Annotated in this window: 21 protein-coding genes; 7 read left to right on the forward strand and 14 right to left on the reverse strand. The window is 61.0% G+C overall.

What is annotated here, in order from left to right:
- Nucleotides 1–30 precede the first annotated feature (30 nt).
- Genes cobG through cobJ form a run of 4 tightly spaced genes read left to right on the forward strand, consistent with a single transcriptional unit; the run spans nucleotide 31 to nucleotide 4376 of the window.
- Nucleotides 31–1362 (forward strand): precorrin-3B synthase, encoded by a 1332-nt coding sequence (gene cobG, locus GHN92_RS14145; RefSeq protein ID WP_306108745.1) that lies wholly within the window; start codon nucleotides 31–33, stop codon nucleotides 1360–1362.
- On the forward strand, nucleotides 1355–1981 hold the full coding sequence (locus GHN92_RS14150; protein WP_016783380.1) for a precorrin-8X methylmutase: 627 nt from the start codon (nucleotides 1355–1357) through the stop codon (nucleotides 1979–1981). Before cobG ends, GHN92_RS14150 begins: the two co-directional genes overlap by 8 nt.
- A complete protein-coding gene (locus tag GHN92_RS14155; protein WP_086798974.1) occupies nucleotides 1981–2712 on the forward strand; it encodes a precorrin-2 C(20)-methyltransferase in 732 nt (243 codons plus the stop codon). The genes GHN92_RS14150 and GHN92_RS14155 overlap by 1 nt, the downstream gene beginning before the upstream one ends.
- On the forward strand, nucleotides 2709–4376 hold the full coding sequence (gene cobJ / locus GHN92_RS14160; protein ID WP_133144726.1) for a precorrin-3B C(17)-methyltransferase: 1668 nt from the start codon (nucleotides 2709–2711) through the stop codon (nucleotides 4374–4376). The genes GHN92_RS14155 and cobJ overlap by 4 nt, the downstream gene beginning before the upstream one ends.
- An 81-nt stretch (nucleotides 4377–4457) precedes the next feature.
- Here cobJ and GHN92_RS14165 read toward each other — a convergent pair whose 3' ends face one another.
- The 14 genes from GHN92_RS14165 to GHN92_RS14230 form a co-directional block, all read right to left on the reverse strand.
- Nucleotides 4458–5054 carry a MarC family protein gene (locus GHN92_RS14165; protein ID WP_095001023.1) on the reverse strand — a complete coding sequence of 199 codons (597 nt, stop codon included), beginning with the start codon at nucleotides 5052–5054 and terminating at the stop codon, nucleotides 4458–4460.
- 58 nt (nucleotides 5055–5112) lie between these two features.
- A complete protein-coding gene (locus GHN92_RS14170; protein WP_178102632.1) occupies nucleotides 5113–7893 on the reverse strand; it encodes a hybrid sensor histidine kinase/response regulator in 2781 nt (926 codons plus the stop codon).
- 99 nt (nucleotides 7894–7992) lie between these two features.
- On the reverse strand, nucleotides 7993–9291 hold the full coding sequence (gene purD / locus GHN92_RS14175) for a phosphoribosylamine--glycine ligase (protein ID WP_133144724.1): 1299 nt from the start codon (nucleotides 9289–9291) through the stop codon (nucleotides 7993–7995).
- A 183-nt stretch (nucleotides 9292–9474) separates the two neighbouring features.
- Nucleotides 9475–11082, reverse strand: coding sequence for a bifunctional phosphoribosylaminoimidazolecarboxamide formyltransferase/IMP cyclohydrolase (purH, locus tag GHN92_RS14180; RefSeq protein ID WP_153380412.1), 1608 nt, complete (start codon nucleotides 11080–11082; stop codon nucleotides 9475–9477).
- An 81-nt stretch (nucleotides 11083–11163) separates the two neighbouring features.
- Nucleotides 11164–11484, reverse strand: a complete 321-nt coding sequence (gene fis / locus GHN92_RS14185; RefSeq protein WP_003439210.1) for a DNA-binding transcriptional regulator Fis — start codon at nucleotides 11482–11484, stop codon at nucleotides 11164–11166.
- Complete coding sequence (gene dusB / locus GHN92_RS14190; RefSeq protein WP_095001027.1) at nucleotides 11481–12494, reverse strand: tRNA dihydrouridine synthase DusB; 1014 nt, start codon at nucleotides 12492–12494, stop codon at nucleotides 11481–11483. The genes fis and dusB overlap by 4 nt, the downstream gene beginning before the upstream one ends.
- A 197-nt stretch (nucleotides 12495–12691) precedes the next feature.
- Nucleotides 12692–13945 carry a DUF3426 domain-containing protein gene (locus tag GHN92_RS14195; protein ID WP_095020836.1) on the reverse strand — a complete coding sequence of 418 codons (1254 nt, stop codon included), beginning with the start codon at nucleotides 13943–13945 and terminating at the stop codon, nucleotides 12692–12694.
- A 30-nt stretch (nucleotides 13946–13975) separates the two neighbouring features.
- A complete protein-coding gene (gene prmA, locus GHN92_RS14200) occupies nucleotides 13976–14854 on the reverse strand; it encodes a 50S ribosomal protein L11 methyltransferase (RefSeq protein ID WP_095019748.1) in 879 nt (292 codons plus the stop codon).
- 272 nt (nucleotides 14855–15126) lie between these two features.
- Nucleotides 15127–16485 (reverse strand): acetyl-CoA carboxylase biotin carboxylase subunit, encoded by a 1359-nt coding sequence (accC, locus tag GHN92_RS14205; RefSeq protein WP_095001029.1) that lies wholly within the window; start codon nucleotides 16483–16485, stop codon nucleotides 15127–15129.
- A 17-nt stretch (nucleotides 16486–16502) separates the two neighbouring features.
- Entirely contained in the window at nucleotides 16503–16961 is a 459-nt protein-coding gene (gene accB / locus GHN92_RS14210) for an acetyl-CoA carboxylase biotin carboxyl carrier protein (RefSeq protein ID WP_095001030.1), read from the reverse strand.
- 25 nt (nucleotides 16962–16986) lie between these two features.
- Nucleotides 16987–17442, reverse strand: coding sequence for a type II 3-dehydroquinate dehydratase (gene aroQ / locus GHN92_RS14215; RefSeq protein ID WP_048360251.1), 456 nt, complete (start codon nucleotides 17440–17442; stop codon nucleotides 16987–16989).
- A 130-nt stretch (nucleotides 17443–17572) separates the two neighbouring features.
- Entirely contained in the window at nucleotides 17573–19339 is a 1767-nt protein-coding gene (locus GHN92_RS14220) for a protein-disulfide reductase DsbD (RefSeq protein ID WP_133144722.1), read from the reverse strand.
- A gap of 156 nt (nucleotides 19340–19495) precedes the next feature.
- Nucleotides 19496–21457 carry a methyl-accepting chemotaxis protein gene (locus tag GHN92_RS14225; protein ID WP_133144721.1) on the reverse strand — a complete coding sequence of 654 codons (1962 nt, stop codon included), beginning with the start codon at nucleotides 21455–21457 and terminating at the stop codon, nucleotides 19496–19498.
- Nucleotides 21458–21537: 80 nt separating this feature from the next.
- The gene (locus GHN92_RS14230; RefSeq protein ID WP_095001033.1) at nucleotides 21538–23181 is read right to left on the reverse strand and encodes a PleD family two-component system response regulator; all 1644 of its coding nucleotides are present in this window, start codon (nucleotides 23179–23181) and stop codon (nucleotides 21538–21540) included.
- 243 nt (nucleotides 23182–23424) lie between these two features.
- Here GHN92_RS14230 and GHN92_RS14235 point away from each other — a divergent pair, with 243 nt between their 5' ends.
- From GHN92_RS14235 to GHN92_RS14245, 3 genes are all read left to right on the forward strand, one after another.
- Nucleotides 23425–24492: a DUF2333 family protein gene (locus GHN92_RS14235; RefSeq protein WP_095001034.1), complete on the forward strand. Its 1068-nt coding sequence runs from the start codon at nucleotides 23425–23427 to the stop codon at nucleotides 24490–24492.
- Between the two features lie 3 nt (nucleotides 24493–24495).
- A complete protein-coding gene (locus tag GHN92_RS14240) occupies nucleotides 24496–25029 on the forward strand; it encodes an NUDIX hydrolase (RefSeq protein ID WP_095001035.1) in 534 nt (177 codons plus the stop codon).
- 310 nt (nucleotides 25030–25339) lie between these two features.
- Nucleotides 25340–25711 carry a translation initiation factor Sui1 gene (locus tag GHN92_RS14245; RefSeq protein WP_133144719.1) on the forward strand — a complete coding sequence of 124 codons (372 nt, stop codon included), beginning with the start codon at nucleotides 25340–25342 and terminating at the stop codon, nucleotides 25709–25711.
- The last annotated feature ends 152 nt before the right edge of the window (nucleotides 25712–25863 follow it).

Raw genomic sequence — 25863 nt, forward strand, 5'->3', positions numbered from 1 at the left:
AATAGCGTATTGCCTGCTCTGGATAGCTCCTTGAACTTGCCACCTGAACTTTCTGTCACGACGCCTGTGCGCCCTTCGGCTTGCCCGGGGTTACTGCGTATCGTCCAGGCAATGGATGGCGGTATCTGTCGGGTCAAGCTGGATGGCGGCGCGATTAACGCCGATCAGGCTCGCACGGTGGCAGATGTGGCTCAGCGGTATGCCAGTGGTGTGATCGAAGCGACCAACCGTGGCAATTTGCAAATCCGTGGTGTGGGGCCGCAGCACAGTGCATTGATTGCGCCCTTGCTGGCGGCCGGGCTTGGGCCTGCTACTGCCGCCAGTGACGACGTGCGCAACTTGATGCTCAGCCCGAGTGCCGGCATTGATCTGCAGATGCATATCGATACGTGGCCGCTGGCCCGGCAGATACTGGCCAGCCTGCAAAGCACGCCAAGGTTCACCGAGCTGTCGGCCAAGTTCGCCGTGCAACTGGATGGCGGCGAGGCCCTGGCCATGCTGGAGCATCCGCATGATCTGTGGTTGTCGGCATTTGTGCGTAATGGCCAGACGCTGTTGGCTTTTGGCCTGGCCGGGTGCCCGGCGCACGATTGCGCGTTGGCAGCCGTACCCGTGGAGTACGGGCATGAGCTGGTGTTGGCCGTGCTGATGCAGTTTCTGGATCTGGCGCGACCTGAGCAAACCCGCATGCGTCATCTGCTGGAGGAGGTCACCACTGAGTCATTTGTCGGGCAGCTGGCACAGCGAATCAGCGTGGCACTGTTGCCTGCTGGCGACTGGCAGTGCAGGGCCATCTCGGCGTCCATGCACCTCGGCATTTGGCCACAGCAAGCGCCTGGTCGGGTCTATATCGGCGGGGCGCCGGCACTGGGGCGGCTGGATGCGGCGATGCTCACGGGGTTGGCCGAGCTGGCCGAGCGCTACGGCGATGGCACTTTACGGTTCACGCCATGGCAGAGCGTCTTGTTGCCCAACATAGAGGCCGCTCAGGCCGCTGCGGTGATGAGCCAGTTGATGGTGCTCGGCTTGATCGTAGAGGCTGGCAACCCGCTGGCGCATCTGGTGGCCTGTACCGGCTCCAGTGCCTGTGCCAAAGGGCTGGCCGATACGAAGCAGGATGCCCGTCAGTTGGCCGCGTTGCTGCCAAAGCCTTTGAATATTCACCTGACCGGCTGCCAGCGCTCCTGCGCGGCAGCCCACGTCGCGCCGGTCACTTTACTGGCCGTGGCGCCCGGTCATTACGACCTCTATTTACGCACCCCGGAGCACGCCGGTTTCGGTGTTCTGCGCGAGCGCAATCTTACAATTGAAGCGGCGGGTGCCTGGCTTGAGGCCCGCCAATGGAGCAACACCGATGATTGATTACATCCGCGATGGTCAAGAGATCTATCGCAATTCGTTCGCCATTATTCGTGCCGAGGCCAACCTCGACAGCATCCCGGCGGACCTCGAAAAACTGGCCGTGCGTGTGATCCACGCCTGCGGCATGGTCGATGCCATTGAAGACCTGCGTTTTTCGCCGGGTGCCGGCAAGGCCGGGCGTGATGCGCTGGCGGCAGGTGCTGCCATTCTGTGCGATGCGCGGATGGTTTCCGAAGGCGTCACCCGTACCCGTTTGCCGGCCAACAACCCGGTGATCTGCACCCTGCGCGAAGAAGGCGTACCTGAGCTGGCGCTGGAGAAGGGCAACACCCGTTCGGCGGTGGCCCTTGAGCATTGGCGCCCGTACCTGGAAGGCAGTGTAGTTGTGATCGGAAACGCGCCCACCGCGCTGTTTTACCTGCTGGAAATGATCGATGCCGGCGCTCCCAAGCCGGCACTGATCCTGGGCTTCCCGGTGGGCTTTGTCGGCGCCGCGGAATCCAAGGCCATGCTTGCGGCAGACAGCCGTGGCGTGCCGTTTGTGATCATGCAAGGCCGCCGTGGCGGTAGTGCGATGGCGGCTGCGGCCGTCAACGCCCTGGCCACGGAGATCGAATAATGGCGCAACCAGGACGTTTGATCGGCTTGGGCGTAGGCCCCGGCGACCCTGAGCTGATCACGGTTAAAGCCCTGCGCCTGCTGCGCGAATCGCCGGTGGTGGCGTATTTCGTGGCCAAGGGCAAGAAGGGCAATGCGTTCGGCATCATCGAAGCCCATCTGCAAGACGCGCAAACCCAGATGCCGCTGGTGTACCCGGTGACCACCGAGGTGTTGCCGGAGCCGTTGTCCTACGAGCAGGTGATCAGTGATTTCTACGATCAGGCTGCGGTTGAAGTGGCCGTGCATCTGGATGCCGGCCGTGATGTGGCAGTGATCTGCGAAGGTGATCCGTTCTTCTACGGCTCCTATATGTACCTGCACGACCGTCTGGCCCAGCGTTTTGAAGCACAAGTGGTACCGGGCGTGTGCTCGATGCTGGGCGGCGCTTCGGTATTGGGCGTGCCGTTGGTGTATCGCAACCAGAGCCTGTCGGTGCTCTCGGGTGTGCTGCCCCACGAAGAACTCAAGTCGCGGCTGGCGGTTGCCGATGCGGCAGTGATCATGAAGCTGGGGCGCAACTTTCATAAAGTGCGCGAAGTGCTGGGCGAGCTGGGGCTGGCCGAGCGGGCGTTGTATGTCGAGCGCGCCACCATGAGCAATCAGAAGATCGTGCCGCTCAATGAAGTGGAGCCGATGTCTTCGCCGTATTTCTCGCTGATTATCGTCCCAGGCGAAAGGTGGCAGGGTTGAGTCGCCCGGCACCGGCCATTGTCATTCTGGGCAATGGCAGCCTGGACACTGCACGCCGTATCCAGCAGTTGCTGCCCGGCGCTTCTGTCCTCGGGCTGGCAGGGCGGGTAGACGGCGGTGATCGCAGTTACAGCGATTTCGGCGACACCCTGCGTCAGCTTTATCAGCAGGACACACCGATTATTGCGCTGTGCGCTGCGGGTATTGTGATCCGCACGCTGGCGCCGTTGCTGCTGGAAAAAGGCGCCGAGCCACCGGTACTGGCGGTTGCCGAAGACGCCAGCGCGGTGGTGCCGTTGCTGGGCGGGCTGGGTGGGGTGAATGATCTGGCGCGGGTCATTGCGGCGGGTCTGGGCATTGCTCCGGCGATCACCACCAGCGGCGAACTGCGCTTTGGCACCTGTCTGCTCAATCCGCCTGCGGGCTATGTGCTGGCCGATCTGGAGCTGGGCAAACGCTTTGTTTCGGACCTGCTGGCCGGCGAATCAGTACGTATCGAAGGCGATGCGCCTTGGCTGGCGCGGGCGCAACTGCCCGAAAGCGGGCAGGCGCGTCTGGCGATCCATGTGGGCAGCGCCGAGCGCCTGCCAGTGGCAGACGAGTTGCTGATTTATTCGCGCAATGTACTGGCGCAGGTGTGTGCCGAGGTTTCGCCACAGTCAATCCTCGAATCGTTGTACCAGGCCGGGCTGGCACGTCAGTCGCTGGCGTGCATCGTCGCACCGGAAACCTTGATGGCCAGTGCAGCGCTGCGTGAAACGGCCCTTGAGCTGGCGGTTCCGTTGCGGTTTGTGGGCAGCGATGCAGCGTTGCTGCCTGTTGCCTGGTGTGAACCGGGCAATGGCGTGGTGCTGGGTGTTGCCGCGGCGCCGCTGGAACCTGAAACGATTGGCCGGGCCCGTGGCCGTCTGGCTGTAATTGGCCTGGGCCCCGGCGCTGCCGAACTGATGGTGCCTGCGGTCAAGGCCGAGCTGGCGCGGGCCAATGATGTGCTGGGTTATGAAACCTATGTGCGTATGGCTGGCCCGTTCCGCGACGATCAGGTGATGCATTGCACCGATAACCGCGAAGAGATGCAGCGCGCCCGCCACGCCTTCGAGCTGGCGGCGCAGGGGCGTTCGGTGGTGGTGGTGTCTTCGGGGGACCCTGGGGTTTTTGCCATGGCCGCGGCCGTGCTCGAAGCCTTGCATGAGTCTGTGGACCCGCAGTGGCACAGCGTCGATCTGGAGATCCTGCCGGGTGTGTCAGCTTCACTGGCAACGGCCGCGCAGGCCGGGGCGCCGCTGGGGCATGACTTCTGCGTGATGTCGCTGTCGGACAACCTCAAGCCGTGGAGCATTATTGAGAAGCGTCTGGACCTGGCTTGCGAGGCGGATCTGGCGTTGGCGTTCTACAACCCGATTTCCCGTTCACGGCCATGGCAGCTGGGCGTTGCGCTGGATATCGTCAGGCGCCATCGCACGCCGCAAACGCCGGTGGTGCTGGGTCGTGACATTGGCCGTCCGGGCCAGACCCTGCGCACCCTGACCCTGGGCGAGTTGACCCCGGAGCAGGTGGATATGCGCACCATGGTGCTGGTGGGGTCGTCGACGACGTGCACCTTTGCCCGTGCTGACGGCATGCAATGGGTGTACACGCCGCGCTGGTATGGCGAAAAACCCTGAGCCCTGTGGGGGCGAGCCTGCTCGCGAAGCGGCTGTCAGAGCCTTTCGCGAGCAGGCTCGCTCCCACAGTTCTATGTGTTTTCAGGGGACCATATAGCCCCTGATCCCGGTAAAGATGATCTGCGCTGCAAGGGCGCAGACAAACAGGCCCATCAGGCGGCTGACGATCTGCAAACCCTGCTCACCGAGAATCCGTTCGATTCGGTTGGACAGGTAAAGCACCACGCCCACCGTCAGGCTGGCCAGGGCAATACTGACAATCGCCATCAGCTTGTCATCCCAGTGGGGCTGGCTGACGCCCATGACCAGCAACGCACCGATCGTGCCGGGCCCGACAGTGAGCGGGATGGTCAAGGGCACAATCGTCACGTCCTGCTGCACATTGTCTGTTTGCACCGCAGACTTGCCTTGGGCCATGCCCAGCGCCGAGATAAACAGCACGCTGCCGGCACCGATGCGGAATGCATCGACGGTGATGCCGAAGACGCTGAAGATCGTGCGCCCGAACAGGTACAGCAATACACTGGAGATCAGCGTGGCCAGGGCCACTTTCCAGGCCAGCCGGCGGCGTTCCTTGTTCGAGTAACCCCGGGTCAGGCTGATAAAGCACGACAGCACGAAAAACGGGCTGTAAAGCACCAGCATCTTCAAGTACACACTGAACAGCACATGGAGCATGGTCTGAGCTCACATCGATAGGGGGCGCCGAAAGTCTATCAGGGGGATTGGCTGTCTGTTAGGACAGTTGCGTACGGGATTGACGCAGCTCACGTTGTTCGACCCAAAACTCCACCAGTTCGCGCAGTTGCGACAGTTCCACGGGTTTGGACATATGCCCGTCCATACCGGCCTGCCGGGCGCGTTCCTTGTGTTCGGTAAGGATGTGGGCGGTCAGGGCGACAACCGGAGTTCGTACCCGCTGGTGGCTGACTTCCCAGGCGCGCAACTGCTCGGTGGCGGAAAACCCGTCGAGTACCGGCATCTCACAGTCCATCAGCACCAGGTCATAGCGCTGGGTCTTCATCGCCTTGAGCGCTTCGGCACCATTGCAGGCCGTGTCCGGGTTCAGGTTGAGCTTGCCCAGCATGCCGCGGATAACCTTGGTCGAGATGTTGTTGTCTTCGGCCACCAGAATGCGGAAGTCGCCGGGCACGGAGACCGCAACGGCAGCGGGGCCATTGGCGGTGGTTTGTGCGGCGGCATGGCCTTTGTTGCGCTGGGTCAGTTCGTCCGCCAGGGTGGTCTTGAGGGTGTAGCCGGCCACCGGCTTGGCGAGGATGCGCTTGATCCCGCAGTTACGCGCAATGATCTTGCTAGGGGCATTACTGATACCGGTGAGCATGACCAGCAGGATGTCGTGGTTCAGGCTCGGGTCTTCCTTGATCTTGGCGGCCAGTTGCATGCCGGTCATGCCGGGCATGTTCTGGTCCAGCAGGACGATGTCGAAGTAGTCTCGCAAGTGCGCCTTGGTGCGCAGCAAGGCCAGGGCTTCCTTGCCCGAGGCGGCGGCGCTGACATTCAAGCCCCAGGCGGAGCATTGCTGCACCAGCACTTTGCGGCAGGTGTCGTTGTCGTCCACCACCAGTACCCGCGCGCCTTTGAGCGGGCTGTCGAGGTCCGAGGTGGGGTGTTCCAGGTGTTGCGGGTCCAGGGGCAGGGTCAGCCACAGGTTGCTGCCGGTGGTTTGACCGGACTTTATGCCGAATTCGCCGCCCATCAGCATGATCAGCTGGCGGGCGATCACCAGCCCCAGGTGGCCGCCCAGGCGGGTGGCGGCAAGGAAGTTCTTGCTGTGCAGTTCGGCGTGCAACAGGGCGTCACGCTCCTGCTCATCCATCGGCTGGCCGGAGTCCTGGATGGCAATGCGCAAGCGTGGCGGGCCATTGCGCTCCTCAAGGGCCACGACGATCAGGATCTCACCCTCGTCGGTCTTTTTCAGGGAGCTTTCGAGCAGGCTGAGCAGGGTCTGGCGCAAGCGCGTGGGGTCGCCGCTGATCACCCGTGGCACTTGTGGCTGGATAAAGCTGATGAGTTCGACGTTCTGCTGTTCGGCCTTGGTGCGGAAGATGCTCAGGCAATCCTCGATCAGGGCATTGAGGTCGAACTGCACGTCATCCAGTTCGATCTGCCCTGACTCAAGCTTGGAAATGTCGAGGATTTCGTTGATCAGCGTCAGCAGCTCATTACCGGCGCTGTGGATGGTCTGTACGTAGTCGCGCTGCTTGACCGAAAGCGGTGTGCCCAGCAGCAGCTCGGTCATGCCCAGCACGCCGTTCATGGGGGTGCGGATTTCATGGCTGATCTTGGACAGGAACTCGGCCTTGGCATTGACCTCGGCCGTGCTGGCCGCCAATTCGCGGCTGATGCTGAACTGGGCCTGGGTGATGCTGCGGTTGCGTTCGCTCAGGGCGAAGCTCATCAGCAAGCCGCTGATGCAAACCACGCACATCAGCGCCACCACCAGCTCCTGCGGTGCGATCAGGGTCAGGCCCAGCAGCGCCGGGAGAATCACCAGGGTACCGATATTGAAAATCACCATCGCCATGGCAAACATGCGTGCCGGTTTGTAGCCCTTTTGCCAGTGGTAAACCGATACGGCCAGAATGCTGACACTTGCCAGTCCGACCAGGGCATAGGTAATGAGGTTCAGCGGCAGGTTGTCGATAAACAGCAGCAACAGGCCACCGAGGGCGATAATAAGAATGTCCAGCAGCAGCAGTTTGAGCAGCCGATGGGCACCGCGACTCGCGAAAAAGGTATAGGTGAACATCAGCCCGCACGGCGCGGTCAGCAGCAGTGTCAGGTAGGCGCCCGGGGTTTGCAGGCTGTGCCACTGCCCCAGCCAGGGGTCGAGCAGGTTCAGGAACAACACTGAACTGGCCATGAGCAATGCTTCGCAGATCGCCAGCCACAGGCTGCTGGGCGAGCGGCTGAAGGCAAAGCGCACAATGTTGTGCAGCAACAGCATCGTCATGCAGCCCAGCAACAGGCCATAGAGCAGGGGCTTGCTCTGGCTGGCGGCCAGCATCACGGCAGTGTCGAGAGTAATGTGGGGGCGCAGCTGGTGGTCAGAGACCATGCGCAGGTAAACATCCAGCGGTTCGGCGCTTTGCGGCAGGGGCAGCAGGTAGTCACTGCTGGGCACCGGTTTGCGGTTGGTGGGCAATGCCGAGCCGGTGTTGATTTCGCTGATCAGTTTTTGATCATCGAATACATACATGTCCAGGCGCGCCAGGTCAGGGGCAAACAGCCGCAGGATCTGCTCGTGCTTGTCGGGTTGCAGGCGTACGCGCAGCCACAAGGCTTCGCCGGGTTCAGCAGCACCAATGCGGTCAAGGTCGACAGGGCTGAACTGGCTGGACAGGCGAGGGGAGCGTACATCGCTCAGTTGCAGGCTGGCCTGCGGGTCTGACAGAACAGACCAACTGGTCACTGTAGCGGCTTGCGCAGGCATCATGCCAAGCACAGTGGCCAGTAGGGCGGCGGTAAAAGCTATGGCGATCCTGAGCCAGCGCACGGCGAAATCCCTTCATGGATTGAAGCTAGACGGTAACTATGCGCGGGCCTGGAACGGTTAGGCAAGGGCGCAGACGCCCCGCCTATCCGTATGGAGTGTTTACTCCTGAGGTTCACCACGTTCGCGAGCAATGGCGCGGTAGCCGATATCGTTACGGTAGAAGCAGCCGTCCCACTCGATGGCCTTGGCCAGCTCGTAAGCCTTGTGCTGTGCCGCTTCTACGGTGTCGCCCATGGCGGTTGCGCACAACACGCGACCCCCCGAGGTCACCACCTCACCGGCTTGATTGAGTGCAGTACCGGCATGGAACACTTTGCCTTCCAGCTTGGCGGCTGCGTCCAGACCCTGGATGACAGTGCCTTTGGCGTAATCGCCAGGGTAGCCACCGGCGGCCAGCACGATACCCAGGCTCGGGCGCGGATCCCATTGCGCTTCAACCTTGTCCAGCGCTTGAGCCAGAGCCGCTTCAACCAGCAGCACCAGGCTCGATTGCAGGCGCAGCATCACCGGTTGGGTTTCCGGATCGCCGAAGCGGCAGTTGAACTCGATCACTTTCGGGTTACCGGCCTTGTCGATCATCAGCCCTGCGTACAGGAAACCGGTGTAGACGTTGCCTTCTTCGGCCATGCCACGCACGGTTGGCCAGATGACCAGGTCCATGACGCGCTGATGAACGTCAGCGGTGACCACCGGGGCAGGGGAGTAAGCGCCCATGCCTCCGGTGTTCGGGCCGGTGTCGCCGTCGCCGACACGCTTGTGGTCCTGGCTGGTGGCCATCGGCAATACGTTCTTGCCGTCGACCATCACGATAAAGCTGGCTTCTTCGCCGTCGAGGAACTCTTCGATCACCACGCGCGAACCGGCTTCGCCAAAGGCGTTGCCTGCGAGCATGTCACGCACGGCGTCTTCGGCTTCGGCCAGGGTCATGGCGACGATAACGCCTTTGCCGGCAGCCAGGCCATCAGCCTTGATCACGATCGGCGCGCCGACTTTCTGCAGGTAAGCCAGAGCCGGTTCGATTTCGGTGAAGTTCTGGTAGTCGGCGGTCGGGATCTTGTGACGCGCCAGGAAGTCTTTGGTGAAGGCCTTGGAGCCTTCCAGCTGGGCAGCGCCAGCGGTCGGGCCGAAGCAGTCCAGGCCACGGGAGCGGAACAGGTCAACCACACCGGCAACCAGCGGGACTTCCGGGCCCACGATGGTCAGGGAAACGTTTTTCTCGGCAAAGTCTGCCAGTTGCTCAAGGGCCAGCACGTCGATGGCGACGTTCTCGCATTTGGCTTCAATGGCGGTGCCGGCGTTGCCCGGGGCAACGAATACTTTGGCGACACGTGGGTCCTGAGCTACTTTCCAGGCCAGTGCGTGTTCGCGGCCACCGCTGCCAATGATCAAAACATTCATTTCAAAAACCTCGGATGACGCTGAATTCTGATGAGCACCGCTGAGGTGCCTGAAGGCCGGGCTTTTGTGGGAGCCGGGCTTGCCCGCGATACAGGCACCTCGGTGTTTCAGACACTACCGAGGTGTTGCTGTCGCAGGCAAGCCAGCTCCCACAAAAGCCGGTGCCTACATGGGATCGTGCTGTTAGTGACGGAAGTGACGCATGCCGGTGAACACCATGGCAATGCCCGCTTCGTCAGCGGCTGCAATCACTTCGTTGTCACGCATCGAGCCGCCTGGCTGGATCACGGCAGTGATACCGGCCTTGGCTGCGTTGTCGATACCGTCACGGAACGGGAAGAATGCGTCCGATGCCATGACCGCGCCCTGCACTTGCAGGCCGGCGTGTTCAGCCTTGATCGCAGCGATACGGGCCGAGTTTACGCGGCTCATCTGGCCTGCGCCGACACCGATGGTCTGACGACCCTTGGCGTAAACAATGGCGTTGGACTTCACGTACTTGGCCACTTTCCAGGCAAAGATCAGGTCGTTGATCTCTTGCTCGCTCGGGGCGCGCTTGGTCACGACTTTCAGGTCTTCGCTGCCGATCATCTCGATGTCGCGGCTCTGTACCAGCAAACCGCCGTTAACGCGTTTGAAGTCCCAGGCCGGGGCGCGATCTTCGCTCCACTGGCCGCAGGCCAGCAGGCGCACGTTGGCTTTGGCGGCCACGATGGCGCGGGCTTCTTCGCTCACGGACGGGGCGATGATCACTTCAACGAACTGACGCTCGACAATGGCCTTGGCCGTTTCGGCGTCCAGCTCACGGTTGAAAGCGATAATGCCGCCGAAAGCCGACTCGGTATCCGTGGCGTATGCCAGCTCGTAGGCTTGGCGAATGCCGCCTTCGGCGTCCGGGCTGACGGCAACGCCGCACGGGTTGGCGTGCTTGACGATGACGCATGCCGGTTTGACAAAGCTTTTTACACATTCCAGCGCGGCATCGGTATCGGCCACGTTGTTGAACGACAGTTCCTTGCCTTGCAGCTGGGTTGCAGTGGCAATGCTGACTTCGGTCGGCTTGGCTTCAACGTAGAACGCCGCTTTCTGGTGCGGGTTCTCGCCGTAGCGCATTTCCTGGGCCTTGATGAACTGGCTGTTGAAGGTGCGCGGGAACAGGCCGCGGTCTTCGGTGCTCAGTACTTCAGCGGCCTGGTTCACGGTGCCCAGGTAGTTGGCGATCATGCCGTCGTAGGCGGCAGTGTGTTCGAAGGCCTTGAGCATCAGGTCGAAACGCTGCGCGTAGGTCAGGCCGCCGGCCTTGAGGTTTTCCAGAACATTGGCGTAGTCGCTGGCATTGACCACGATGGCCACGTCTTTGTGGTTTTTCGCTGCCGAGCGAACCATGGTCGGGCCACCGATATCGATGTTCTCGATGGCAGTCGGCAGGTCGCAACCTGGTTTGGAGATGGTGGCTTCGAACGGGTAGAGGTTGACCGCGACCAGGTCGATCGGCTTGATGCCGTGCTCGTTCATGATGTCGTCGTCGATGCCGCGACGGCCCAGGATGCCGCCGTGGATTTTCGGATGCAGGGTTTTCACCCGACCGTCCATCATTTCTGCAAAGCCGGTGTAGTCCGCGACTTCAACAGCGGCCACACCGTTGTCTTGCAGCAGCTTGAAGGTACCGCCAGTGGACAGGATCTCGACGCCGAGGGCTTCCAGTTCACGGGCGAAATCAAGGATTCCGGTTTTGTCGGAAACGCTGATTAGAGCGCGGCGGATCGGCAGGCGGGTAGTCTGATCGGTCATCTCGATTTCCATCAAAAGCAAAGGAGTCAGCAAAAAAGGCGGCCTGTTTTATCAGGACGCCTTTCAGGTTTGATTGAATGCTTACAGCAGATCGTACTGTTTGAGCTTTTTGCGCAAGGTGCCGCGATTGAGGCCCAGCAGCTCGGAGGCCTTGGTCTGGTTGCCCTTGACGTAGTTCATGACGCACTCGAGAAGGGGAGCCTCGACTTCGGAAAGTACCAGGTTGTAGACGTCCGTGACTTCAGCGCCCTCCAGATGGGCGAAATAATTGTGCAGCGCCTTCTCGACACTCCCGCGAAGGGTCTGGCCTTCTTCGCTCGGTGTATTGAGGTGCTGTTTCAAGTTGACGTTGTCGCTCACGGGCGTTGTTCCACTCACTAATGTCTCGGTCATCATCGTCATGCGGCCACCCATCCTTCGTCCCCTGTCACCAGGCTCTTGTGTCGTTCGGCGAAAAACGCCTGAACGTTGGCGCATTGTGCTTCCGTATCTTCCAAACGATTGAAGTGGGCGCGAAACTCCTTGGCGCCCGGCAAGGTTGCCAGATACCACCCGACATGCTTACGGGCGATACGTACGCCCAGCACCTCCCCATAGAAGGTGTGCAATGCAGCCAGGTGCTCTAGCAGAATACGTTCCACTTCGATCATCTCCGGTGCCGGCAGCAGTTGCCCGGTACGCAGAAAGTGATCGACTTCGCGGAAAATCCAGGGCCGCCCCTGGGCCGCCCTGCCAATCAACAGTCCGTCAGCCCCGGTCGCGTTCAGCACGTGCAGGGCCTTTTGGGGTGAATCGATATCGCCGTTGGCAAACACCGGTATCGACACGGCCTGCTTGATCGCGGCAATGGTGTCGTACTCGGCATCACCGGTGTACAGGTCGGCACGGGTTCTGCCGTGCACCGCCAGTGCGCTGATCCCGGCTTGTTCGGCGATCTTTGCCACCGTGATGCCGTTCTTGTTGTCCCGGTCCCAGCCGGTGCGGATCTTCAGGGTAACCGGCACATCAACCGCAGCCACGACGGCCTGCAGGATCTCGTTTACCAGTGCTTCGTCTTTCAGCAACGCGGAGCCGGCGGCCTTGTTGCAGACCTTCTTTGCCGGGCAACCCATGTTGATATCAATAATCTGTGCGCCCAGCTCCACATTGGCTCTGGCGGCGTCTGCCAGCATTTGCGCATCACCGCCGGCGATCTGTACCGAGCGTGGCTCGGGATCACCGTCGTGAATCATGCGCAGGCGCGATTTGCGACTGTTCCAGAGACTCATGTCACTGGTGACCATTTCCGAAACAACCAGGCCTGCACCCATGCGTCGGCAAAGCTGACGAAAGGGCTGGTCGGTGACACCCGCCATGGGGGCGAGAATCAAACCGTTGTTCAATGTATATGGGCCGATGCGTACCGCCGACATAGGACTTCCCTGTTGTGGGGCCGGATCTTGGGAGTTCGAAAAAGGGTTGGCATGATACCCGCTCTCGATGACTGGTTAAAGCTGCAATTGAGTGAATTTTGAACAATAAGCAGCAAGTTTCAAGGGTCAAGCGGCAAGCCGGTGCGCTTTAAACGTGTCGGTTACAGCTTAAAGCTAGCAACTTGTGCGAAACCCGCTCATTCGGGCGAGTGAAAACTCAGGCTGTAGTTCACGGCCTTGGGGCCCGGGTCGAGGATGTCCAGAGCAATGTGGATAGGGGTTTGCGGTGGCATTTCGGCTTTGGCCAAGTCACCGCTGAGGTATTCGCCAGGTTTAAACCGACGACTGGCGATCATTTTGCCGTTGAGATCGGCAAATCGCAGTTCCAGCAGCGGGAAGGGCTGAGAGAACGGTGCGCGATTGTAGAGGATTGCATCCACCACCAGCGCACCGGCGAATTCCGGATGGCTGCGTACCACCAGATTGCTGCTCTTGATCCGGTCGATATCGACCTTGGAGGGCACCGTACAGCCGATCTGCGGGCACAGCTGCTGGAAGATCGGGCGGTACTGGTCCTGGCGTGCCAGTTCGTCGAAGTGGTTGGCAATGTACTGCCCGGCCAGTGCGGCTGCGGCCAGGAGTACCAGCAAGCTCCAGAGCAGGCGTTTGCCCCAGGGCGTACGGCGTTTTTGCCAGTCCAGCTGCAGCGGATCGTCCACCAGATCCATCAGCGGGTCTTCGCCCATGGCCGGTTCATTGCGTTTGCGTCTGTCCTTGCTGACGGGCGCAGGCTCAGGGAGTGCGTCGTCCTCGTCCTCGGTGGCAGACAGTCGTTCGCCTGTCAGCGGCGGTTCGAGGTCGTCGTCCAGGGAAAGCTGAAGCGGCGGGGTATCGTCGGGTTCATCGAGGTCCAGTGACAATGACGGCTCGGTGCGTCCGGTTTGCGCAATCTCAGCGGCTTGCCCGGCAACCTTGGCGGATTCGGCGCGGTCTGCCGCAGATTCGCTGAACAGGCTGTCTGACCACTCACCTTCTTCTGCGTCAGAGGTTTCGCGACGAGCGCTTAGCGACGTGGTTTTGGGCTTGTGCGGTTGGCCAAAGCTTTTGCTGGGCTGGATTTCACGCTCTTCGAGCTTGGCCAGTTCTTCGTCCAGATCCAGATGGTCGAGATCGATCGTGCTGGTCTGCCACGGTGCCGGGTTGACCGGCACGGTTGGGGCAGGTACTTCGACAGGGGCAGGTTCGATCACTTCGGGCGCGGCGACGACGGGCATCTCCACGGCGGGCGGCTGCCCTGTTTCAGTGCTCTGGTTCAGCAGCTGCTGCGCGGCATTGAACACTTGCAGGCAGGCGCCACAGCGCACCACACCGCGCGCCATGCCCAACTGGGCATGGCTGACGCGAAAACTGGTCTGGCAATGTGGGCACTGGGTAACGAAGCTATCGCTCATGCGGCCATCCGGATTGGGCATGGTTTCATTCTAGCGCCGACGGCCGCTGATGCGCACCCAGCCATCGCGATTGGCAATCGGGTCCAGATCGAAGTCCTGGGCGTAAGCGGCGGCCACTTCTTCGCCCTGTTCGGCGAGGATGCCCGACAGTGCCAGGCGACCACCCGGTTTGACCAGGCTCGACAGTTGCGGGGCCAAAGCAACCAGTGGGCCGGCGAGGATGTTGGCGACCACGACATCGGCCTGCACTTGTGGCATGTCTTGCGGCAGGTACAGCGGGAATAGGGCCGGGTCGATGCCGTTGCGGTTGGCGTTGTCGCGTGAGGCTTCCAGCGCCTGCACGTCGATATCGGTGCCGACGGCTTCCTTGGCTCCCAGCAACAGGGCTGCGATGGCGAGGATGCCCGAGCCGCAGCCGAAGTCCAGCACGTTGCAGTCTTTCAGGTCCTGACCGTCCAGCCATTCCAGGCACAGGGCGGTGGTCGGGTGGGTGCCGGTGCCGAAAGCCAGGCCCGGATCGAGCAGCAGGTTGACGGCATCCGGCTCGGGAGCCGCGTGCCAGCTTGGCACGATCCACAGGCGCTGGCCAAAACGCATCGGGTGGAAATTGTCCATCCAGCTGCGTTCCCAGTCCTGGTCTTCGATCACTTCGGCGTGATGCTCAGGCAGTGGCGAACCGGTCAGCAGTTCCAGATGGGAGAGTACGAGTTCGGCTTCGGTGCCGCCTTCGAACAGTGCCAGCAAATGGGTGTGCGACCACAGCGGGGTGGTGTTGAGCTCAGGTTCGAAGATCGGTTGGTCTTCGGCGTCCATGAACGTAACCGAAACGGCACCGACTTCGAGGAACGCGTCTTCGTAGGTTTCGGCTTGTTCCGGGCTGATGGCGAGGCGTACTTGCAGCCAAGGCATGGCGGGCACCTTTGAAAAATTGGAGTGTGCAGCCGGTCGGGCCGCGAGAAGCGCGCAAGTTTACGCGAGCGTAGGCATGGGGGGTAATCAAAAAACGATGAATGCAACGGATCCCTGGTGGGAGCGGGCTTGCTCGCGATACAGGCGACCTGGTCTGGCAGGTTGGCCCGTGTGAGGCCATCGCGAGCAAGCCCGCTCCCACAAGGGCAGTTGCCTGCCTTGCAGAAACAACAAAGCCGCTCGAAAGCGGCTTTGTTGATCAGAATACAAACTTACTGGTTAGCCAGTTTGTGTTCCAGGTAGTGAATGTTGACGCCGCCTTTGCAGAAGCCTTCGTCATTCACCAGATCACGGTGCAACGGGATGTTGGTTTTGATCCCGTCGACCACGATTTCGTCCAGGGCATTGCGCATGCGCGCCATGGCTTCGTCACGGGTCGAGCCCCAGGTGATCAGCTTGCCGATCAGGGAGTCGTAGTTGGACGGAACCTTGTAGCCGCTGTACAGGTGCGAATCGACGCGAACGCCGTTGCCGCCCGGAGCGTGGAAGTGCTTGACCATGCCAGGGCTCGGCATGAACGTCGCCGGGTCTTCCGCGTTGATCCGGCACTCCAGCGAGTGACCGTGAATGTTCACGTCAGCCTGGGTGAAGGACAGCTTGTTGCCGGCTGCGATGCTCAACATCTCTTTGAGGATGTCGATGCCAGTGACCATTTCGGACACCGGGTGCTCTACTTGCACACGAGTGTTCATCTCGATGAAGTAGAAACGACCGTTCTCGTACAGGAACTCGAAAGTACCCGCGCCGCGGTAGTTGATGTCCACACAGGCTTGAACGCAACGTGCCAGAACTTCGGCGCGTGCGGTTTCGTCGATGCCCGGTGCCGGAGCTTCTTCCAGCACTTTCTGGTGACGACGTTGCAGCGAGCAATCGCGGTCGCCCAGGTGGATGGCATTGCCCTGGCCGTCGGAAATGACCTGAACTTCCACGTGACGCGGATTGGTCAGGTATTTCTCGAGATAGACCATCGGGTTGCTGAACCAGGCGCCGGCTTCTTCGCGGGTCTGCTTGGCAGCTTCGATCAGGTCTTCTTCACGGTGCACAACGCGCATGCCGCGACCACCACCGCCGCCAGCGGCCTTGATGATTACCGGATAGCCGACTTCACGGCCAATGCGCAATGCGGTTTCAGGGTCTTCCGGCAGCGGGCCGTCAGAACCTGGAACGGTCGGAACGCCTGCTGCGATCATGGCGTGCTTGGCCGATACCTTGTCGCCCATCAGGCGAATGGTGTCGGCTTTCGGGCCGATGAAGGCAAAACCGGATTTCTCGACCTGTTCGGCGAAGTCGGCGTTTTCAGCCAAAAAGCCGTAGCCCGGGTGAATCGCCGTGGCACCGGTCACTTCCGCGGCCGCGATGATGGCCGGAATGTGCAGGTAAGACAGGTTGGCCGGTGCCGGACCGATGCAGACGGTTTCGTCTGCCAGGCCCAGGTGCATCAGCTCTTTGTCGGCAGTGGAGTACACCGCGACAGTCTTGATCCCCATTTCCTTGCACGCCCGCAGGATGCGCAAAGCAATCTCGCCACGGTTGGCGATCAGGACTTTTTCCAGCTTCTGAGGCTTCAACATCGTTGGCTCCCCGTGGTTCAAACGATGGTGAACAGCGGTTGGTCGAATTCAACCGGCTGACCGTTTTCTACCAGGATGGATTCGATAACACCGGCTTTTTCGGCGGTGATGTGGTTCATCATTTTCATCGCTTCCACGATGCAAATGGTGTCGCCGACCTTGACGGTCTGGCCCACTTCAACGAAGGCAGGCGAGGTAGGCGCCGGGGTGCGGTAGAAGGTACCGACCATTGGCGACTTGACCACAAAACCGTTCAGTTTCGGTGCAGCAGGCGCTTCGGTCACGGTGGCAACCGGGGCAACAGCCACTGGCGCTGCAGCAGGCGCTTGCATTGGGGCTGGCGCGTAGTACTGCTGGGCAGGTGTCTTGCTGTGACGGCTGATACGTACGGACTCTTCGCCTTCTTTGATTTCCAGCTCGTCGATGCCGGACTCTTCCAGCAGCTCGATCAGTTTCTTAACTTTACGGATATCCATGAATCGTCAACTCCCAATGGGTCGGTCAGGGGCGTTTAGCTTGTAGTTCAAGCTGTTCCAGGGCGGCCTCCAAGGCCAGTCGATAACCGCTGGCGCCAAGGCCGCAGATCACACCTACCGCAACGTCGGAGAAGTAGGAGTGATGGCGGAAAGGTTCGCGTTTGTGCACGTTAGACAAATGCACTTCGATGAATGGGATGCTCACCGCCAGCAGCGCGTCACGTAATGCCACGCTGGTGTGGGTAAAAGCCGCCGGGTTGATCAGAATAAAATCCACCCCTTCGTTGCGGGCAGCGTGTACGCGGTCGATCAATTCATACTCGGCGTTGCTTTGCAGGTAGAGCAAATGGTGGCCGGCATCACGGGCCCTTTGTTCCAGATCCTGATTGATTTGCGCCAGGGTGGTAGCGCCGTAGACGCCCGGCTCGCGGGTGCCGAGCAGGTTCAGGTTGGGGCCGTGTAGTACCAGGAAAGTCGCCATCTGCTGTTCCTTATTATCTGTGTGCAGTTGTCAGTGCCGGGCGACTATGCCGAAAAGCGGATTCGCTGTCCAGTTAACTGCAATAGCCAGCACGATGACCGATGTTCGCGAAAAGTTTGTGACTGAGGCTCTAGATCTGGTCATTCGCGATCGCAACACGTTCGGCGAAGTCCGCGGCATTGATCTCGCCGATGACCCGTTGGTCACTTATTTCGGCTCCCTCCTTGCCGAAGAACATCAGTGCCGGAGGGCCGAACAATTTGTAGTGATCGAGCAGGGCGCGTTGTTCGGCATTGCTGGCAGTCATATCGAAACGCACCAGTCGGTAACCCTTGAGCAGATCCAGCACCCTGGGGTTATTCAGCACCTCATGTTCGATCACTTTGCAACTGATGCACCAGTCGGCGTACCAGTCCAGCAACAGTGGTTGCCCAGCGGCTTTGGCCTGGGCCAGTGTGCTGTCCAGTTCGGCCGGGGTGCTGACAGTGAGCCATTGGCCTGCTGGTACTGCAGAACCATTTGCGGCGCTGGCAACCGGTTGGGAATGGCCGATGGGGTTGAGCGGATCGCTCTGACCGCTCAGGGCGCCAAACCAGCAGGCCAGGGCATAGACCAGTAAAAACAGGCCCAGCAGTTGAGCCAGACGCTGGCGCGGGGCTTTGCTGGTGAACTCGAGGGTGCCAAGGAACAAACTGACACCCGCCGCCAGCGCGCCGATCAGCAGCAGCGTGACCGGCCCGGGCAGCACGCGGCTGAGCAGGCCGATTGCCAGGCCGAGCAGCAGTACGCCAATCGCGTTTTTCACACTGACCAGCCACGGTCCGCTTTTTGGCAGCCAGGCCGCACCACCGGTTGCGACCAACAGCAACGGTGCGCCCATCCCCAGGCCCAAGGCGAACAGCTTCAAGCCGCCACCCAGCGCATCGCCACTGGCGCTGATGTACAGCAGCGCCCCGGCCAGCGGCGCCGATACACAAGGAGAAACCAGCAGGCTGGAGACCACGCCCAGCACCGCCGCGCCCCACAGCGAGCCACCCTGGGTGCGATTGGCGACACGGTCGAGGCGATTGCTGATGGCTTGCGGCAGTTTAAGTTCAAATACACCGAACATGGCGAGGGCGAAAATGGCGAAGAACAGCGCGAAAGGCACCAGCACCCACACCGATTGCAAACGTGCCTGCAAATTGAGTTGCGCACCGAACATGCCCATCAAGGCGCCCAGCAGGGCAAAGCAGGCCGCCATCGGCAACACGTAGGCCAGCGACAGGCTGAAGCCGCGCAGCCCGCCCACCTGGCCGCGCAACACCACGCCCGACAGAATCGGCAGCATCGGCAGTACGCAGGGAGTAAATGTCAGGCCCAGGCCGGCCAGGAAAAACAGCGCCAGTTCGCGCCAGTTCCACGCGGTTGCCGGTTCGCCGGTGCTGGTGGCTGTGCCGCCATCGATGCTCAGGCGCTCGGTTTCCGGCGGGTAGCACAGGCCCTTGTCGGCACAGCCCTGGTAGGTGACCACCAGGGTGAAGGGGCGCTGGTCTTTGGCCGGGCGCGGGATATCGACGTCAAGAATGCCGTGATAGACCTCGACATCGCCAAAGTACTCATCGTGTTTGGCTTCGCCGGGGGGCAGTTGCGCGGTACCCAGGGCGATATCGGCGGGTTCGGTCTTGAAGGCGAACTTGTGCCGGTACAGGTAATAGCCTTCGGTGGGCACGAAGCGCAGCTTGATCGACTCGGGTGTGCTGCTGATGAGGTTGAGCTTGAAGGCTTCGCGTACTGGCAGAAAGTCGCTGCTGTTATTGATGGCGCCCAGGGTTGCGCTGGGGCGGTTATCCAGCAAGCCCGCGCCCATGGCAGGCACGGCAAACAGCAGACACAGGAGCAAAAGCAGGCGGCGCATAGGAATCTCGCAAAGCAAACGTGCGGGCATGATAGCGCGGTGCATGGGTATGTGGGTGTGTGGGAGCGGGCTTGCTCGCGATTGCATCACCGTGGTAATGCAGGTAGACCGAGTCGTCGGTATCGCGAGCAAGCCCGCTCCCACAAGGGGGGCGGGTTACACCCGAAACGCCTGCACCGCGGTGTTGAGTTCTGACCCCAGCGTCAGTAGCTGCTGGCTCTGGTCGCGGGCAATGCCGATACGTTGCAGGTTTTCGTCCCCCAGTACGTGAATCCGTTCACCGTGATCGCGGATCTCACCGACCGCCCCCGTCTGCTGCGCGGTAACGTCGGCGATGCGTACGGCGGTAGTGGAGATGGTGGCAATCGCCCCGACAATTTCATCCAGTGCCCCATCTGCGTCCTGGGCTTGCTGGGCGGTGGCCCGGGCGTGGGTCACTTGTGCGCGGATGCCCTCAACCGATTGGCGGGCGGCCAGTTGCAGGCCGCCAATCAGGGTCTGGATTTCGTTGGTCGCGCCTGCGGTGCGCTGTGCCAGCGAGCGCACTTCTTCCGCGACCACGGCAAAGCCGCGGCCCATTTCACCGGCGCGGGCCGCTTCGATAGCGGCATTCAGGGCCAGCAGGTTGGTCTGGTCGGCAATCGATCGAATCACCGTCAACACGCCACCGATGGTGGCCGACTCTTCGGCCAGGCGTTCGATGGTTTGCGCGTTACCTTGTACTTCACCGACCAGGGCATGCAGCCCGGTCAGGCTCTGGCCAATCACCCGTTGCCCCTGGGCCACCGCAAGGCCGGCACTGCGGCTGGCATCGGCAGCCTGGCTGGCGTCGCCCGCCACCTGGGAAATGGTGGCCTCCAGCTCACCCAGCGCGTCGCGGATTTGTGCGCTATCGCCGGCCTGGCGCTCGGCGCCGCTATGCAGTCCGGAGCTCAGCTCGGCCAGGGTCCGGCTGCTGCAGGCCACTTGCTCGGCATTCAGGCGCAAGGTGCCCACCAGGTTCACCAGATAGCTGCGCAGGCGGTTTAGTGACGCCTCGATATCACGCAATTCCCGGTTGGTTTTACCCAATTGAATGTCGCGGCTGAAATCACCTTCGGCCCAGGTCGACAGCAGCGGTGCAAGGTAGGTCAGTACCCGCGCCAGTTTGCGCTGCAAGGTGTCGATCAGGAGTGCGATCAACAGGATAAGGCCAATCATCAGGCCCTGGATCAGCCGCACTTCATTCTGGATTTGCCCGTGTTCGGCGCGCACAACGGGCTCCAGCCCGGCAATGGCCTGCTGTACAGCGTTGAGCTTGAGGTGGGTGGCGGCGCTGAGCTGGCTGCGTTGTTCGATCTGATCCCGGGTGCGCTTGAGTTCTGCGGGGTAGCGGCTTAGCAGGCTGTTAAGTTCGCGCTTGAGAGCAATTCCTGCATCTTCGGCTTGGGTTGTTTCGGTGGGATCAAGGCCCATCATCGCGGCAAAATCATCGGTGCCCGAGGCACTTTTACTGCTCACGCCCAGCAGGGGCAGGGCGTCGATTTGCCTGGCCTGGAGCTCAATGCTGTCCAGCTCACGTTCCACATCGCCGGCCAGTTCACTGCGTCCGCTACTGACCAGTTTTTCGCGGGCGAGGGACAGCTTGGCCAGGTGTTGCGAGGCAGTAAACAGCAGGGGCAGATAAGCGCGGGCCTCGTTGGAAGTGGCGTCACTGGCATATTGGCCGAGTTGTTCCAGGCCGGCGCTCAGCTCGCGTTCGGCCTGTAGCAGTAAGGCCTGGGGGTCGCCGGCCAGTTTGCCAGCGGCCAGCAGTTCGGAATTGCTGTAGGTGCTGAGGTTTTCCAGGCTGGGGCGCAGTGCATCGGCCAGTGCGGGCGGCAAAGGAGTGAGTTCGCTTTTGAGAGTGTCGAGGGCGCTGTTGGCATCACTCAGGCGCAGGGCGTCACCGCTGGCCAGGTAGTCCTCGATATTGCGTGCCACTGTGTTGTGGAACTGCTGCGAAAGGCTCAAGTAGCGTTCCATCAGCAAAAATGGGCGTTCCAGGGCCTGTTGTGACCACCACAAGGTTGCACCCAGCGCGAGGCACACGGCGACCAGCAATAGCGTGTTGAGGTTGGTTAGCAGCTTGAGGCGCATGTGAGATTTTGCCTACTACACAGTCAGAAGCGGCAAAAGTTATTGCACTTAAGTTACAGCGTTGTGACGAAAACTCGGGATCAGGGGCAAATAGTGGCAATTGGCCTTGTCTGGTGAAAGGGTTGTACCTGATTGCGCCCATTGTTCTTGGCGCGGTACAGCGCCTCATCGGCCTGGGAGGCCATTTGCAGGCTGTCGGCTTCGCCCTGCATCTGCACCACGCCTGCGCTGAAGGAGCACGACAGATCTGCGGGCTGGGCCGGGTAGTGGATTTCGGCAAAGCGCTGGCGAATCTGATTGAGTACCTTATAGGCCGACTCTTGATCGGTGTCAGGCATCACAATCGCGAATTCCTCGCCGCCGTAGCGGCCAATAAAGTCGCTTTTGCGCAGGCGCTGCTTGAGAAACAGCGCCAGGCTCTTGATCACCCGGTCGCCCATGGGGTGGCCGTAGCCATCGTTGACGTGCTTGAAGTGATCGAGGTCGAGCATGGCAAAGCTCAAGGGGCGGTTCTCGCGGCGGGCGCGAAAGGTGCAGTCTTCGAGCAGTTGCAGGATATGGGTGTGGTTGTACAACCCGGTCAGGCTGTCGCGCACCATCCGCGCCTTGAGATGGCGGGCGCGCACGGCACGGTTGCGTACGGTGGTGATCAGATGGCGCGGCTGGATTGGCTTGGTCAGGAAGTCATCGCCGCCCTCGCTCATGGCATCAAGCTGCTTGTCCATATCGTCTTCGGCCGACAGATAAATGATTGGCACGCTGACGTAGCGGTCGTTGTGGCGGATGACCTTGGCCAGCTCGGTGCCGGTACAGGAGGGCATGTACATGTCGAGGATGATCAGGTCTGGCTGGAAGTCTGCCAGCTCGGCCATCGCCTGGATCGGATCGATCAGGGTGCGGGTAACAATGCCTGCGCTGTTGAGCAGGCGCTCGGTGTGCAGCGCCTGGGCCCGGGAGTCGTCAATGATCAGCACTTTGTAGGGCTCATATTGGGCGACACAGGTCAGCACCTCGATTTTCTCCATCAGGCTGGAGGCTTCCAGGGTGCCGGTCAAAAACGCCTGCCCGCCTGCGCGCACCGCTGCAAGGCGGGTCGGGGTGTCGGTTTCATGCAGGCTGAAAAACAGCAGCGGCAATTTTTGCTCAAGACCGGCCTGGGCCTGGGCGGCCAGTTCAAGGCCAAAACCGGGGCTGGCAAAGTCCACGTCCATCACAATGGCGGCCGGATGACGCTCGGCCATGGCCTGACGAAATGCTGCCGGGCTGCTGATCGCCTGGGCGCTGAGCTCGAAAAACTCCAGCTGCCTGGCTAGTCGGTCGGCGCGCGGCAGGTCTTGCAGCAGGATATACACCGGCTTGCGCAGCGGTGGCAGGTTGATATTTCCCATCAAGTCGCCCTGACGCAGGCCGGTGCGTGACAGGCGCTGCATAAGGCGATTGAGTTCGGTGATGATCGAGCTGCTCAGGCGGCTCTGGTTGGCGGCCATGTCCTGCAGCGCCAGGCCGATGGCCCGCGCCAGCGCGGTATGCTCCGGTTGCTCGAAGCGCTCGGCAAAGCGCAGCAGGCGCAAATTGGCGTCGTCGAGCTCGGCCAGGCCGGCAGGCGACCACTCATTGGCCTGCAGACGTTGCCAGATCTCAAGGATCTGGCGGGCCTGGTGGGTGACACGCTGGGCAAAGTGGTTTTTCAGACGCTCGCGACTGGGATCTTCTTGCTCGGTCATAACCTGGCTGCTGGGTAGGGAGGCATGCTGCAATCGAATGATGGCTCTATGCTAGCAGCTCATTGCAAATCTACGAGTTTCTCCTTGAAATTAACTGTCGGGCAGCCATATTGCCCATCACCTGTGCGCTTGTTCTATAGTGCCGGGCGTAGTGGCCCCCTGAGATAAAAAGCGTGCATGCAAGGCACGATGGGTTAGGGTTGTGGTCGAACCGTTGAATCAAGCATATGAAAGGATATAGCCATGCTGGACTGGAAAAAACGTGAGGGCACAGCCCGCGAATCGGTCAAAGAGCCCAAAATACAGTCGCGTGGCTATTTCAAGAGCATCCTGCTGAGCCGTTCCATCGCGGTGCTGGTAGGGATTTTTGTGCTGGTGAACCTGGGTCTGGGCTGGTACTGGAGCCAGGAGCCGGATCTGTTCCCGGTGCAGCAAAACGCGCAATTGGCGGCCGAAAAAGAAGGCAAGCAGATGGTGCCTGGCTTCACCACCGTCGAAACCCTCAAGACCGTGGCCGGCACATTGCTGAGCAAGCCGGGCGGTTACCTGTCCAATGACCGTTTTCCACCGGGCATTTTTCTGGACAACATCCCTAGCTGGGAATACGGCGTTCTGGTGCAGGTGCGCGACCTGACCCGCGCCCTGCGCAAAGACTTCGCCCGTTCACAGTCGCAGTCTGCGGAAGATGCCGATCTGGCCAAGGCCGAGCCGCGTTTCAACTTTGACAACAAAAGCTGGATGCTGCCGTCCAGCGAATCCGAATACCAGGAAGGCATCAATTCCCTGAGCCGTTATCAGGCACGCCTGTCTGACCCGAATCAGAAAAACGCCCTGTTCTATGCCCGCGCCGACAACCTCAACAACTGGCTGGGCGATGTGGGCACCCGTCTGGGCTCCCTGTCGCAACGCCTGTCGGCCAGCGTGGGTCGGGTCAAGCTCAACAGCGCGCTGAAAACCGAAAGCCTGCAACCGGGTCAGGTGCCGGTGGTGGATGAAGAGGTGGTAGAAACCCCGTGGATGCAGATCGACAACGTGTTCTATGAAGCCCGTGGTCAGGCCTGGGCGCTGTCACACTTGCTGCGTGCCATTGAGGTCGACTTTGCCGATGTGCTGGCGAAAAAGAACGCCACGGTCAGCGTGCGCCAGATCATTCGCGAGCTGGAAGCGGCGCAAGAACCGGTCTGGAGCCCGATGATCCTCAATGGCAGCGGCTATGGCGTGCTGGCCAACCATTCGCTGGTCATGGCCAACTATATTTCCCGCGCCAACGCGGCGGTCATGGACTTGCGTCAATTGTTGTCGCAAGGCTAAGCAATGGCCATTTCAGCCTTGGAGGCCGCACACCGTGCGGCCTCTGATGTCGAGCAAGTTGCCTGGGTGGATCGCGATGATCGCCTGCTGGGTGGTCTGCCCCGTCATGAATTGCGCGAGCGCGGCCTGATCGGGCGGGGTACGTTCATTTTGCTGTTCAACTCTGCCGGGGAGCTGTGCGTGCATCAACGCACCCTGAGCAAAGCGCTGTACCCGGGGTTCTGGGATGTGGCAGCGGGCGGCATGGTCGGGGTGAATGAAACCTACGCCGAATCGGCGGCCCGTGAGTTGGCCGAAGAACTGGGTGTGAGTGGTGTGCCGCTGACGGCCCATGAGCGCTTTTACTTCGAGGCTCCGCAAAACCATCTGTGGTGCGCAGTGTTTTCAGCGGTGTGGGACGGCCCGTTGCAGGTGCAGCCCGAGGAAGTGCAGCAAGCGTGCTTTATGCCGGTGGCCGAGGCATTGCGCCTGAGTACGCAACTAGACTACTGCCCTGACTCACTGGATGCGCTCAAGCGTTATATGACCCAGGGCTGACGTTGATTCCCCCTGTGGGAGCGGGCTTGCTCGCGATTCAGTCGACCCGGTTTTTCAGTTGCACCGCTGCGATCCCATCGCGAGCAAGCCCGCTCCCACAAGTTCGTGGCTGGCGCTTTAAAAAATGCCGCCGATTGGCTATTGGGATGCAGCGATTTTGTCGTTACACTGCGCGACCTTTTTCAGGCTCAGGCGGTTTTCCCTCCTGAGTTGCGCTGCCCCTGCCAGAGTGGGGCTTCGCGGTCGGTACACCCTGGCGCAACAGCGCCAGGCACCGGCCAATTATTTGTCCTCCGAATGAGGATTGCCGGTGGCCAAAAAAGCCGCATCCTTCGCCGCCCTGGGTGGCCTGGTATTTTCCACCGACGCAGGTCGTCACTGTCCGGACTGCCGTCAGCCGGTGGATGCCTGTACCTGCAAACAAACCCTGATCCCCGAAGGTGATGGCATCGCCCGTGTGCGCCGCGAAAGCAAAGGCCGTGGCGGCAAGACGGTGACCACCATCACCGGCGTGCCGTTGGCTGAAGACGCACTCAAGGAACTGGCCACGACGTTGAAAAAACGCTGCGGCACCGGTGGCGCGTTGAAAGACGGCATCATCGAGATCCAGGGCGACCACGTCGAACTGCTGCTGGCCGAGCTGGTCAAGCTCGGTTTCAAAGCCAAGAAGTCGGGCGGCTAGCAGCCTCTGTGAAAGCCACCGCACAGCCGTTCTGGCGCCCCTCGAAGGCTGGTCAGAGCGTGCTCGCCATGGTTTTCACAGAGCCTGTTATCACCGGTTTCTAAACTCGGCGCTATTGTCAGGGTCTGACTAATCGTCACGTTCACACTTTA

This window comes from Pseudomonas sp. FSL R10-2964 (assembly GCF_009600035.1).
Taxonomy (GTDB): domain Bacteria; phylum Pseudomonadota; class Gammaproteobacteria; order Pseudomonadales; family Pseudomonadaceae; genus Aquipseudomonas; species Aquipseudomonas bubulae.

Coding starts and splice junctions, on each gene's coding strand:
- purD (WP_133144724.1), bottom strand. CDS start 9,291: ATGAATGTTTTGATCATTGGCAGCGGTGGCCGCGAACACGCACTGGCC.
- GHN92_RS14155 (WP_086798974.1), top strand. CDS start 1,981: ATGGCGCAACCAGGACGTTTGATCGGCTTGGGCGTAGGCCCCGGCGAC.
- GHN92_RS14165 (WP_095001023.1), bottom strand. CDS start 5,054: ATGCTCCATGTGCTGTTCAGTGTGTACTTGAAGATGCTGGTGCTTTAC.
- GHN92_RS14150 (WP_016783380.1), top strand. CDS start 1,355: ATGATTGATTACATCCGCGATGGTCAAGAGATCTATCGCAATTCGTTC.
- GHN92_RS14235 (WP_095001034.1), top strand. CDS start 23,425: ATGCTGGACTGGAAAAAACGTGAGGGCACAGCCCGCGAATCGGTCAAA.
- fis (WP_003439210.1), bottom strand. CDS start 11,484: ATGACGATGATGACCGAGACATTAGTGAGTGGAACAACGCCCGTGAGC.
- aroQ (WP_048360251.1), bottom strand. CDS start 17,442: ATGGCGACTTTCCTGGTACTACACGGCCCCAACCTGAACCTGCTCGGC.
- GHN92_RS14230 (WP_095001033.1), bottom strand. CDS start 23,181: ATGACCGAGCAAGAAGATCCCAGTCGCGAGCGTCTGAAAAACCACTTT.
- GHN92_RS14225 (WP_133144721.1), bottom strand. CDS start 21,457: ATGCGCCTCAAGCTGCTAACCAACCTCAACACGCTATTGCTGGTCGCC.
- prmA (WP_095019748.1), bottom strand. CDS start 14,854: ATGCCTTGGCTGCAAGTACGCCTCGCCATCAGCCCGGAACAAGCCGAA.
- GHN92_RS14195 (WP_095020836.1), bottom strand. CDS start 13,945: ATGAGCGATAGCTTCGTTACCCAGTGCCCACATTGCCAGACCAGTTTT.
- accC (WP_095001029.1), bottom strand. CDS start 16,485: ATGTTGAAGCCTCAGAAGCTGGAAAAAGTCCTGATCGCCAACCGTGGC.
- dusB (WP_095001027.1), bottom strand. CDS start 12,494: ATGTCGGCGGTACGCATCGGCCCATATACATTGAACAACGGTTTGATT.
- accB (WP_095001030.1), bottom strand. CDS start 16,961: ATGGATATCCGTAAAGTTAAGAAACTGATCGAGCTGCTGGAAGAGTCC.
- GHN92_RS14240 (WP_095001035.1), top strand. CDS start 24,496: ATGGCCATTTCAGCCTTGGAGGCCGCACACCGTGCGGCCTCTGATGTC.
- GHN92_RS14220 (WP_133144722.1), bottom strand. CDS start 19,339: ATGCGCCGCCTGCTTTTGCTCCTGTGTCTGCTGTTTGCCGTGCCTGCC.
- purH (WP_153380412.1), bottom strand. CDS start 11,082: ATGACCGATCAGACTACCCGCCTGCCGATCCGCCGCGCTCTAATCAGC.